The 10,608-nt window shown below is 65.9% G+C and carries 10 protein-coding genes; 4 read left to right on the forward strand and 6 right to left on the reverse strand.

What is annotated here, in order from left to right; genetic code table 11:
• The first annotated feature begins 77 nt into the window (after positions 1 to 77).
• Positions 78 to 398 carry a thioredoxin gene (gene trxA, locus EV560_RS08985; RefSeq protein ID WP_131855385.1) on the forward strand — a complete coding sequence of 107 codons (321 nt, stop codon included), beginning with the start codon at positions 78 to 80 and terminating at the stop codon, positions 396 to 398.
• Positions 399 to 472: 74 nt separating this feature from the next.
• On the opposite strand, the gene EV560_RS08990 is transcribed toward trxA, so the two are convergent.
• Positions 473 to 874 carry a DoxX family protein gene (locus tag EV560_RS08990; RefSeq protein WP_131855386.1) on the reverse strand — a complete coding sequence of 134 codons (402 nt, stop codon included), beginning with the start codon at positions 872 to 874 and terminating at the stop codon, positions 473 to 475.
• 568 nt (positions 875 to 1,442) lie between these two features.
• Between EV560_RS08990 and EV560_RS08995 the strand changes: the two genes are divergently transcribed.
• Entirely contained in the window at positions 1,443 to 3,605 is a 2,163-nt protein-coding gene (locus EV560_RS08995; RefSeq protein ID WP_131855387.1) for a transglycosylase domain-containing protein, read from the forward strand.
• 79 nt (positions 3,606 to 3,684) lie between these two features.
• Here EV560_RS08995 and EV560_RS09000 read toward each other — a convergent pair whose 3' ends face one another.
• The 4 genes from EV560_RS09000 to EV560_RS09015 all read right to left on the reverse strand — a co-directional run bounded on the left by EV560_RS09000 (position 3,685) and on the right by EV560_RS09015 (position 7,606).
• Positions 3,685 to 4,083, reverse strand: coding sequence for a VOC family protein (locus tag EV560_RS09000; protein ID WP_131855388.1), 399 nt, complete (start codon positions 4,081 to 4,083; stop codon positions 3,685 to 3,687).
• 68 nt (positions 4,084 to 4,151) lie between these two features.
• Positions 4,152 to 5,348 (reverse strand): multidrug effflux MFS transporter, encoded by a 1,197-nt coding sequence (locus EV560_RS09005; RefSeq protein ID WP_131855389.1) that lies wholly within the window; start codon positions 5,346 to 5,348, stop codon positions 4,152 to 4,154.
• Between the two features lie 65 nt (positions 5,349 to 5,413).
• On the reverse strand, positions 5,414 to 6,154 hold the full coding sequence (locus EV560_RS09010; protein WP_131855390.1) for a M48 family metallopeptidase: 741 nt from the start codon (positions 6,152 to 6,154) through the stop codon (positions 5,414 to 5,416).
• Between the two features lie 135 nt (positions 6,155 to 6,289).
• Entirely contained in the window at positions 6,290 to 7,606 is a 1,317-nt protein-coding gene (locus tag EV560_RS09015) for a polyhydroxyalkanoate depolymerase (RefSeq protein WP_282568843.1), read from the reverse strand.
• Positions 7,607 to 7,781: 175 nt separating this feature from the next.
• On the opposite strand from EV560_RS09015, the gene EV560_RS09020 reads away from it, so the two are divergent.
• Together EV560_RS09020 and EV560_RS09025 are read left to right on the forward strand one after the other, a co-directional pair.
• Complete coding sequence (locus EV560_RS09020) at positions 7,782 to 9,116, forward strand: ActS/PrrB/RegB family redox-sensitive histidine kinase (RefSeq protein WP_131855391.1); 1,335 nt, start codon at positions 7,782 to 7,784, stop codon at positions 9,114 to 9,116.
• Between the two features lie 152 nt (positions 9,117 to 9,268).
• Positions 9,269 to 9,823, forward strand: a complete 555-nt coding sequence (locus EV560_RS09025; RefSeq protein WP_131855392.1) for an ActR/PrrA/RegA family redox response regulator transcription factor — start codon at positions 9,269 to 9,271, stop codon at positions 9,821 to 9,823.
• Positions 9,824 to 10,024: 201 nt separating this feature from the next.
• On the opposite strand, the gene EV560_RS09030 is transcribed toward EV560_RS09025, so the two are convergent.
• Entirely contained in the window at positions 10,025 to 10,486 is a 462-nt protein-coding gene (locus EV560_RS09030) for an MmcB family DNA repair protein (RefSeq protein WP_131855393.1), read from the reverse strand.
• Positions 10,487 to 10,608 lie beyond the last annotated feature (122 nt).

The following is a 10,608-nucleotide window of genomic DNA, read 5'->3' on the forward strand; positions in this document are numbered from 1 at the left end:
GACCCGGAGGGGGCGCGTTCATAGCTTTGTCATCGACACGCAGCGCTGCTGCTTATTTTTTGAAAGGCGATCAAGCCATGGCGACGAACAAGGTGACCGATGCGAGCTTCGAGGCGGATGTCCTCAAGTCATCCGAGCCGGTCGTGGTGGATTTCTGGGCCGAATGGTGCGGCCCGTGCCGGATGATCGGCCCCGCCCTCGAGGAAATTGCCGGCGAGATGCAGGGCAAGGTGAAGATCGTGAAGATGAATGTCGACGAGAACCAGGCGATCCCCGCCCAGTTCGGCATCCGCTCGATCCCGACCCTGATGCTGTTCAAGGACGGCAAGCTTGCCTCGCAGAAGGTTGGCGCCGCGCCGAAGAGCGATCTCTCGCGCTGGATCGCCGCGGCCGTCTGAGTTCGACGCGGCTTCAGGAAAAAAGCCCGCCTTCGCGAGAAGGCGGGCTTTCTTTTTGCCGGGAGACCGGACGCTCAGGCCTTGGAACGGTTGCCGTCCATGCTCCAGGCGCCGGCACCTGCGGTGAAGATATGGAGGAAGATGAAGCAGTAGAGGATCGCAGCGTCGCCGCCATTGAGGACCGGGAACGGGCCGCGCGAGGCGTGACCCATCCAGTACGCGAACGCCATCTGGCCGCACAGGATGAAGGCAACGGGTCGGGTCATGAAACCGACCAGGATGGCCAATCCGCCGAACAGCTCCAGAACGCCGGCGAACCAATAGATGGTGAAGATCGCCGGCAGGCCGCTGGCGGGAGCGGCCGGAAACCCAAGAAGCTTCTGGGTGCCGTGGGCAATGAAGATCAGCGCCGTGACGATGCGCAGCAGGCCAAGCGCCTGCGGGGAGTAGCGGCTCAACGAGTCGAAAGCTTGCATCGGGTTCTTTCCTGTTGCGATTGCATCCTTAGCGCCGGAACACAGCCCTGAACCGCCGCTTGCAGGCCCGACCCTGGAAATTTATTCCGTGTTTTCAAATCACATAAACGTTGGTTCACAGGCCAGGAGGCCCACCGCGCAACGAAATGGCAGATTTGCCACAGTTGGCTTTCGGCGCTGCAAACCGGGCTCTGCGCCCGCGCACAGGTTCAACTACCTCTAATCCGCAAATGGGCTACTCGTTAGAGCGGTTGAATTTGCTTCTGCCGGGCCCGCAGGAACATTTGCAGACAAACAGGGAACATTCGGGGACATCGCAAAGCCCGAATCTGCGCCGCTCGATGTGCAATGCTGAGCCCGACAAGCGAATCGATCGGGCGCGACGCCACGCGGACGAAGACCGATCACCTGCGCCGCCCATGCGTGAAAAACACAGTCAGCAAAAACCGCAATGGATTTCAAAGCCGCGGGCGCCGTTCGCTTAACCGACCCTTAAAAGCGCCATGTTTGACTCATGTGTGAAATCCGATGCGCCGCCGAGGCGCGATTGCGGGCTGAACGGGGCAGGATGAGCGACCGGACGAGACGAGGCAGTGAGCGGCGCGAGCCCTCTTTCGAGAGCGGGCGCGGCGGCAGTCGCGACGATTTCGACATGCGCCTCTCCGCCGATGACCGCTCCAGCCGCTCCCATCGTGGCGGCGGACGAAGCGAGGCCCGCAACGAGCCGCAGCGCGAGCGCCGGCCCAGCGCCGGCAAGGGCGGCGGAGGTGGCCGCAAGCGGGGGCGCAAGCGCCGCTCCTTGCTCGGCATGATGATGTATTGGACGCTGGTGCTCGGCCTCTGGGGCGCGATCGGGCTCGGCGGACTGATCGCCTATCACGCCGCGCAATTGCCGCCGATCAACCAGCTCACCGTGCCGAAGCGGCCGCCAAACATCGCGATCCTCGCCGCAGACGGCTCGCTGCTCGCCAATCGCGGCGAGACCGGTGGCCGGACGATCACCATCGGCGAGGTGCCGCCCTATTTGCCGAAGGCCTTCGTCGCGATCGAGGACAGGCGCTTCTACGAGCATTTCGGCATCGATCCGGTCGGCATCACCCGCGCCATCGTGACCAATCTGCGCGGTCGCGGCGGCATGCAGGGCGGCTCGACCCTGACGCAGCAGCTCGCCAAGAACCTGTTCCTGACCCAGGAGCGCACCGCCTCGCGCAAGATCCAGGAAGCGATCCTGGCGCTCTGGCTGGAGCAGACCTACACCAAGGACCAGATCCTCGAGCTCTACCTGAACCGGGTCTATTTCGGTTCGGGCGCCTATGGCGTCGAGGCGGCGGCGCAGCGCTACTTCAACAAGTCGGCGCGCTCGGTCACGATTCCCGAGGCGGCGATGCTCGCCGGCCTGGTGCAGGCGCCCTCGCGGCTGGCGCCGAACCGCAACCCGGAGCTCGCCGAGGCGCGCGCCAAGCTCGTGATCTCGGCCATGGCGGAGCAGGGCTATATCTCGCAGGCCTCGGCCAAGACCGCGCTGGTCGCCCCGGCCGAAGCGGCCGAGCGTGTGGGCGCCGGCTCGGTCAACTACGCCGCCGACTATGTCATGGACGTGCTCGACGATTTCATCGGCGCGGTCGACGGTGACGTGACCGTGCTGACGACGATCGACACCAAGCTGCAATCCTCGGCCGAGACCATCCTCGTCGATTCGCTCGCGGCGCAAGGCGCCAAGCAGGGCATCAGCCAGGGCGCGGTCGTCTCGCTGGCGCCGGACGGGGCGCTGCGGGCGCTGATCGGCGGGCGCGACTATACCAAGAGCCAGTTCAACCGTGCCACCGCCGCCAGGCGCCAGCCCGGCTCCTCGTTCAAGCCCTTCGTCTACCTGACTGCAATCGAGCGCGGCCTGACGCCAGACACGATCCGCGACGACTCGCCGGTCTCGATCAAGGGCTGGCAGCCGGAGAACAACACCCGCACCTATCGCGGCCCGGTGACGCTGCAGACTGCCTTCGCGCATTCGATCAACACGGTCGCGGTGAAGCTCAACCAGGAGGTGACGCCGAAGGAGGTGGTGCGCACGGCTCAGCGGCTCGGCATCTCCTCGGCGCTTCAGGCCAATCCGTCGCTGGCGCTCGGCACCTCCGAAGTGGCGCCGATCGAGATGGCCACGGCCTATGCGACCTTCGCCAATGGCGGCCAGTCGGTGCTGCCCTATGTCATCCGCGAGGTGAAGACGCTGAACGGCAAGGTGCTCTATGCGCGCAAGGGCAATGGCTTCGGCCCAGTGATCCAGCCGCAGCCGCTCTCGATGATGGACGCGATGTTCCACGAGACCATGGTCAGCGGCAGCGGCAGCAAGGGCAATATCCCGGGCTGGGAGGTCGGCGGCAAGTCGGGCACGACGCAGGATTTCCGCGATGCCTGGTTCGTCGGCTTCACCTCCAAGCTCGTCACCGCCGTCTGGCTCGGCAATGACGACAACAGCGCGATGAAGCGGGTCTATGGCAGCGGCTTGCCGCTGGAGATCTGGGGCAAATACATGAAGGCCGCCCATGTCGGCCTGCAGCCTTCGCCGCTGCCGGGCGGGCTCTGGCATGGTGCGCCGAAGACAATCTTCGATGGCGGCGCGCCGGTCGCGGGCGTGCAGCCGCCGGCCTCGACCCAGACCGCCGACAGCGACCGCGCCTGGGTGCCGCCGGCTCCGCAGGAGCGGAACTTCCTGGAGCGGCTGTTCGGCGGCTAGAGTATTTCCGCGCTTCTTGTTTCGACGCATTTTCTTCACGCGAACCGCTATCCACTTCGCTCGAAAATGCTCGATGCGTTCAGCCCCGCTTGCCGGCCTCGATATTGTTGCCGTCGGGATCGAGCACGAAGGCCGCGTAATAGTTCATCTCGGCAGGGCCGCGCGGCCCGGGCGCGCCATTGTCGCGACCACCGGCAGCGAGCGCGGCCCGATGGAAGGCATCGACCGCCTGCCGATCCGGCGCCGAGAACGCGACATGGATCGGGCTCGCCGAGACGTAGTGCTGCCCAGAATCCCAGAAACTCGGTTCGTCCGTGCCGATCCAGACGAAGGGGACGGGCTCCGCGGCGCTGCGGCCGAACACGAACGAGGTCTTGGTATTGTCGGCCGTCTGCAGCCCGAGCGGAGCGGCGATGGCGTCGTAGAAGCGCCGCGCCGCGGCAAGGTCACGCACGCGAAAGCCGATATGGTCGAACACTGCCCGCCTCCCGGATTGTTACTCTTGGGGACAATCCCGCGACGTCGGGCAGGGTTCCGCAGCGGCGTTCAGGCCTTCTTGGCGCGGATCCGGCGCGAGGCATGGAACAGCACAAGCGAGGTCACGCCGAGCGTCGCCATCACGGCCGGCAGCGGCACGGCCGAATCATGCAGCAGCTTGCCGACGAGCAGGCCGACGCAGGCCGAGAACAGCATCTGGCACAGGCCGGAGAAGGATGAGGCCGCTCCCGCACGTTCGGGGAAGGGCATCATCGCCGAGGCCTGGGCCTGCGGCATGGTGAGACCGACGCCCATCGCATAAACAGCCCAGGGGATGACCACGCCAAGCGCGCCGCCGAGCCCGCTCGCGAGCGCGACCAGCATGAGCAGTCCGCCGCCCGCGAGGCAGCCGACGCCGAGCGCGATGACGCCATCCATGCCGCGCTTGCCGACAAGGCGCTGGGCGATGATCGTGCCGAGGATATAGCCAAGCACGCCGATGCCGAAGGAGAGGCCGTAATCGCGCGGCGACAGGCCGTAGATGCTGATCAGCACGAAGGACGAGCCGGATATAAAGGCGAAGAGCCCGCCATAGGCCAGCGCGGTCAGGGCGACATAGACGCGATAGGTCCGGTTCTGCAGCAGCACGCCGAAGCCGCGGAAGATCGCGACGAGCGAAAGCCGCTCGGGCGAACGGGCACGAATCGTCTCGGGCAAGACGAGGACGATCACGACCGCCAGACCGAGCGCGAAGACGAGCGAGGCGATGAAGGTCGAGCGCCAGCCATACAGGCCCTGCAAGACACCGCCGATCGCCGGCGCGACGGCCGGAACCAGCCCCATGATCATGCCCATGCGCGCCAGCTCGCGGCCGGCGCGCGGCCCGTCGTAGAGGTCGCGCACCATGGCGCGGCCGAGCACGATCGGCCCGGAGGCGCCGAGCGCTTGCGCGGCGCGGGCAGCGGTGAGCGCCTCGATCGAGGGCGAGAAGGCGCAGGCCAGCGTCGCCAGCAGGAAGAGCCCGAGGCCGGTCAGCAGCACGGGTTTGCGCCCGAGCCGGTCGGAGAGCGGGCCCCAGATGATCTGGCCGCCGGCAAAGCCGAACAGGAAGGAGGAGAGCGTCGCCTGCGCGCCGGAGACCGTCGTTCCCATCACCCGGACGATCTCGGGCAACGAGGGCAGGTAGAAATCGGTCGAGAGCGGCCCGAGCGCCGTCAGCATGGCGAGGATGGCGGTCATCGCCAGCGTGTCGGGGCGCAGTTTCATGGCGATCGATTTCGGCTGAGATGGTCCGCAGCGCTCTTAGGCGCGCGCAACGAGCCTGTCGAGGCTCAGCCGTAGCCGTGCAGCGCAGCGCCGTGCCGCTTTAGCCAGGCCTCCGCTTCTTCCGTGCGCGGGCAGAGCTTGTGGGTGAGCGCCCAGAAGCGGTGGGAATGGTTCATCTCCTTGAGATGGGCCACTTCATGCGCCGCGAGATAATCCAGCACCAGGGGCGGCGCCAGGATCAGCCGCCAGGAGAAGTTGAGATGGCCCTTGGAGGAGCAGGAGCCCCAGCGACTGGTCGTGTCGCGAATGGTGATCTTGCGGGCGGGGATGCCGAGCGTCGCCGTATGGTGCCTGACGGAGCGCTCCAGGTCGTCGAGTGCCGCCTTGCGCAGGAAATCCTTGACCCGGCGCGCGACATGGGCCGCCTCACCGGCAACCGCGATGATGGCCGTGCCGTCCTTGTCGGTCGTCGCCTGGGTCAGGCCGCGCACCTTGGACCAGTGCACGATCCGGTGCGGCACGCCGCGAAAGGGGATGACCTGGCCCGGCTCGAAGGGAACGGAGGCCGGGCGCTTGGCGATGCGCGCCGCGATCCAGCCGCCATGCTTCTCGGCAAAGAGCTTGCCGGTGAGAAAATCGGCCCGCTCGGGCAAGGTCAGCGTGATCTCGCCGGTGGCCTGCGAGACGCGCAAGGTCATCCGGCGCGCCGCGGCGCGCCGCTTCACCGCGACGGAATAGAGCGTGCCGGCATGCGCGACCTCGATCGCGTCCGGATCAGGCTGGCGCTTGAACAGGGAGAGCCGCATCGCCGGCAATTGTGCTGGATTCGCGGGCGATGCGGAAGAGGGTTTGCACTCTGGCGAACCTTCAGACCTCATCCTGAGGAGCGGGTGTAGCCCGCGTATCGAAGGATGAGGCCGAGGGAATGAAGGCCAGGATTGTCAGCCCGCGACCTTCAGTGCCTTGCGGGCCGTCGCTACGCTGTCGTCGCGGCGGCTCTTGGCCGCTTCCATGTCGAGGCTGACCATGAAATCGGAGATGCGCGGGGCGATCTCGGCGCGAAAGCGCGAGCCGTTGAAGACGCCGTAATGGCCGACGCCCTTCTGCAGGTAATGGACGCGCTTGTCCGAGGGGATGTTGACGCAGAGATCATGCGCCGCGTTGGTCTGACCGACGCCGGAAATATCGTCCTTCTCGCCCTCGACGGTCATCAGCGCGACCCGGCGGATCGCCTTGAGGTCGACGGGCTTGTCGCGGTGCATCATCTCGCCCTTGGGCAAGGCGTGCTTGACGAAGACAGTGTCGACCGTCTGCAGATAGAACTCGGCGGTCAGGTCCATCACCGCCAGATACTCGTCGTAGAAGTCGCGGTGCTTCTCGGCGGAATCACCGTCGCCGGCGACGAGATGCTTGAACATCTCGTAATGGGCGCTGATGTGCCGGTCGATATTCATCGCCATGAAGCCCGAGAGCTGCATGAAGCCGGGATAGACGTCACGGAACATGCCGAGATGCGGGAAGGGCACCCTGGTGACGCAGTTGCGGCGGAACCAGTCGATGCCGCGCTCCTGGGCGAGCAGGTTGACCGCGGTCGGCGAGCGGCGGGTATCGATCGGCCCGCCCATCAGGGTCATCGAGCGCGGCGCGCTGGCGTCGTTCTCCGCCTCCATGCGCGCGACCGCAGCGATGACCGGCACGGCCGGCTGGCAGACGGCCATGACATGGGTGTCCGGTCCGAGCGTGTGGACCATGTCGATGACGTAGTCGATGTAATCGTCGAGATCGAAAGGCCCGGCCGCGAGCGGCACGGTGCGGGCATCGGTCCAGTCGGTAATGTAGACCTCATGGCCGGGCAGGAAGGCCTCGACCGTGCCGCGCAGCAGCGTGGCATAGTGGCCCGACATCGGCGCGACCAGGAGGATCTTCGGCTGCGGCTTGCGCCGGCCGGGAATCTTGCGGTCGAAATAGACCAGCTTGCAGAAGGGCCGTTCCCAGACGACGCGCTCCTCGACCGCGACCTTGACGCCGTTGATCGTGGTCTCGGCGAGGCCGAAGGCCGGCTTGCCGTAGCGGCGCGTCGAGCGTTCGAACAATTCGCAGGAAGCGGCGATGGTTCGCCCGACCGGCGTGTAGGTCCAGGGATTGGCGGGGTTCTTGAACGCCAGATGCAGCGCATCGGACATGCCCCTGGCGGGGCTGACCATCATATGAACCGCTTCGTAGGCATGGTAGGCGAACGACATGGCAGCACCATACATGCGGCGACGATCCTTTTCCGATACCCGATGCATCCGATGATGCGCCGCAACAAACCAATCAAGTTAGGTTGATTTTGTTCTCATTCAATCCGGCTAAAGGCTAAGAATCTCCTACAATGCCCGAATATGCGAGTTTTGCACTGCCAAATAAGGCTAGGATCGGGAGCGCGGCGGGATGACCGGCTTCTCCGATCTGGTCGAGCCGGCGCTCGCCCGTTCGGGCCGGCATTTGCGGCTCGATACGCTGGTGCGCCTGCGCTGGCTCGCCATTGCCGGCCAGAGCCTCGCCGTCGCCGGCGTGCATTTCGGCCTGCGCTTTCCCTTGCCTTTCGGCTGGTGCTTCGCCGTCATCGCGGTCTCCGCCTGGCTCAATATCGCGCTGCGGGTGCGCTTTCCGTTGAGCCACCGGCTGCGCGAGGACGCGGCGACGGCGCTGCTCGCCTTCGACATCATCCAGCTTGCAGCCCTGCTCTATCTGACCGGCGGGCTGCAGAATCCATTCTCGATCCTGTTCCTGGCGCCGGTGATGATCTCCGCCACAGCCCTGCAGCCGCAGCGCACACTGGTGCTCGGCCTGCTGGCGGTGGCTCTGGCGAGCCTGCTCAGCTTCCAACATTTCCCCTTGCCCTGGTCAGGGCCGGAGCGGCCGGTGCTGCCGCCCTATTACCAGGCAGGTAACTGGATCGCCCTCGTTCTCGGCCTTGGCTTCACCGGCATCTATGCCTGGCGCGTCGCCAAGGAGGCACGCGACCTGTCGGAGGCGCTGACCGCGACAGAGCTCGTGCTGGCACGAGAGCAGCATCTCTCGCAGCTCGACGGCCTCGCCGCCGCCGCGGCGCATGAGCTCGGCACGCCGCTCGCCACCATCGCGCTGGTGGCGCGAGAACTGTCCAGGCTCGCCCCGCCGGATGGCGAGATGGCCGACGACATCACGCTGCTGCGCGAGCAGGTCGAGCGCTGCCGCGGCATCCTGGGCAAGCTGACCTCGCTGCAGGACGATGATGCCGGGCCGCTCGACCAGCTTTCCCTGCGCCTGCTGATCGAGGAGGCGGCAGGGCCGCAGCGCCCCTTCGGCGTGCCGTTCCGCATCGACATGCTGGGCGAGAAGCCGGAGCCGGTCTGCCGGCGCAATCCCGGCATGATCTACGGGCTCGGCAATATCGTCGACAATGCCGTCGATTTCGCCAAGTCGGAGGTGACGATCACCGCGCAATGGGGCGAAAGCCATGTCGCTCTGACCATCGCCGATGACGGACCCGGCTTTCCGCCGGATGTGCTGATGCGCGCGGGCGAGCCCTATCTGTCACGCGAGCGCGGCGAGAGCAGCGCGGGAGGCGGGCTCGGCCTCGGCCTGTTCATCGCGAAGACCCTGCTGGAGCGCGGCGGGGCGACGCTCGAATTCTCCAATCGGCCGGGGCCTGCCAGTGGCGCCTCTGTGCGGATCGTCTGGCCGCGGGCGGTTTTCGAGGCCGATCTCAGGCCCGCCGGGTCTTCAAACCTGGAAGCCTAATCACTACTTGGGGTTAGAGCATGTTCGGCAAAAGGGATTTGGTCCTGTCGCCAGGGCATGGTCGAGGAATTGATCCGGAACGCAGTCAGATGCATGGATTCGATAGTCGCGTTACAATTCCGTCACGACCGCAGGGCGGAAGGAGAGTTTCAATGGAACAGGCGCTGAGCGAAGCGACCCAGGCCGACATGTCCCTCCTGCTCGTCGATGACGACAAGCCGTTCCTCAACCGGCTGGCACGGGCGATGGAGGGTCGCGGCTACTCGGTCCGCACCGCCGAGAGCGTGTCCGAGGGGCTCGCGGCCGTGGAAGAGGCTGCGCCCGCCTTCGCCGTGATCGACCTGCGCCTCGCCGACGGCAACGGGCTCGATGTCATCGCCCGACTGAAGGAGCGCCGCCCGGATGCGCGCGGCATCGTGCTGACAGGCTACGGCAATATCGCAACCGCGGTCAGCGCGGTGAAGCTCGGCGCCTTCGACTTCCTGGCCAAGCCCGCCGACGCCGACGAGATCCATTCGGCGCTCGCCGCGGCGCGTGATTCGCGCCCGACGCCACCGGAAAACCCGATGTCGGCCGACCGGGTCCGCTGGGAGCATATCCAGCGCGTCTACGAGCTGTGCAGCCGCAACGTCTCCGAGACCGCGCGCCGGCTCGGCATGCACCGCCGCACATTGCAGCGTATCCTGGCCAAGCGCGCGCCGCGCTGAGGCAGCCTCGCTAGACCGTCGGACCGGTCCGATGGTCTAGCTTCTTGTTTTCGCATCGGCTTTTTCTGAAAACCGCAAGCCACTCTTCGGGCCAATGCGCTAGAGTATTTCCGCGTTTCTCCGAATCGCGAAAATTCTCTATCTATTTGTTTTGACGCATTTTCTTCACGCGAACCGGTGTCCACTTCGCTCGAAAATGCTCTAGAGCGCAGGGTCCTCGATCGCAGCCAGGCGCCCTGCTGCGAGCTTGGCGAAGGCAATGGTCAGCATCTTGCGCCTCGCCGGTGCGAGCGGATGGCGCGGGGCATCGCGCAGCAATTCTCCGCCATAGGCATCGGCGACGATCAGTCCGACATCCTCAGGCAAGATCTCGCGCGGGAATTCCGGCGCGACGGCGAAGAGGAAACCGTCGCAATATTCGCGATAATCCGGCCATTTGCCGTCGACGCGATAATCCTCAATGCCGGACTTGACCTCGACCACCAGCAATTCGCCGGATGGCGAGAGGGCGACGATGTCGCCGCGGCGGCCATTGGCGAAGGTCATCTCCTTGACGATGGCATAGCCGCGCTCGCGCAAATGGCGGCCGGCGCCGCGGCAGACGGCGCGGGTGATGTCAGGCCGCGCGGGCGGCGGGTTCAGGACGGGATCGGCGACGGGCATAGGCTACGTTCACCATTTGTGCCGGGATTTGCAAGTCTTGCCGAACGCGAACCTCTTCCTGCGGCGGACCGGCCGCCCCACTCCGACGGATAATGGCCAAAGTTTCCGGGGCTTGCGACGAC

The sequence above is a fragment of the Allobosea sp. BK604 genome (assembly GCF_004341515.1).
GTDB lineage: Bacteria > Pseudomonadota > Alphaproteobacteria > Rhizobiales > Beijerinckiaceae > Allobosea.

What these genes read in the sequence shown, in the direction of transcription:
- trxA (WP_131855385.1), top strand. Translation starts at nt 78, where the DNA reads ATGGCGACGAACAAGGTGACCGATGCGAGCTTCGAGGCGGATGTCCTC.
- EV560_RS08990 (WP_131855386.1), bottom strand. Translation starts at nt 874, where the DNA reads ATGCAAGCTTTCGACTCGTTGAGCCGCTACTCCCCGCAGGCGCTTGGC.
- EV560_RS08995 (WP_131855387.1), top strand. Translation starts at nt 1,443, where the DNA reads ATGAGCGACCGGACGAGACGAGGCAGTGAGCGGCGCGAGCCCTCTTTC.
- EV560_RS09005 (WP_131855389.1), bottom strand. Translation starts at nt 5,348, where the DNA reads ATGAAACTGCGCCCCGACACGCTGGCGATGACCGCCATCCTCGCCATG.
- EV560_RS09010 (WP_131855390.1), bottom strand. Translation starts at nt 6,154, where the DNA reads ATGCGGCTCTCCCTGTTCAAGCGCCAGCCTGATCCGGACGCGATCGAG.
- EV560_RS09015 (WP_282568843.1), bottom strand. Translation starts at nt 7,606, where the DNA reads ATGTATGGTGCTGCCATGTCGTTCGCCTACCATGCCTACGAAGCGGTT.
- EV560_RS09020 (WP_131855391.1), top strand. Translation starts at nt 7,782, where the DNA reads ATGACCGGCTTCTCCGATCTGGTCGAGCCGGCGCTCGCCCGTTCGGGC.
- EV560_RS09025 (WP_131855392.1), top strand. Translation starts at nt 9,269, where the DNA reads ATGGAACAGGCGCTGAGCGAAGCGACCCAGGCCGACATGTCCCTCCTG.
- EV560_RS09030 (WP_131855393.1), bottom strand. Translation starts at nt 10,486, where the DNA reads ATGCCCGTCGCCGATCCCGTCCTGAACCCGCCGCCCGCGCGGCCTGAC.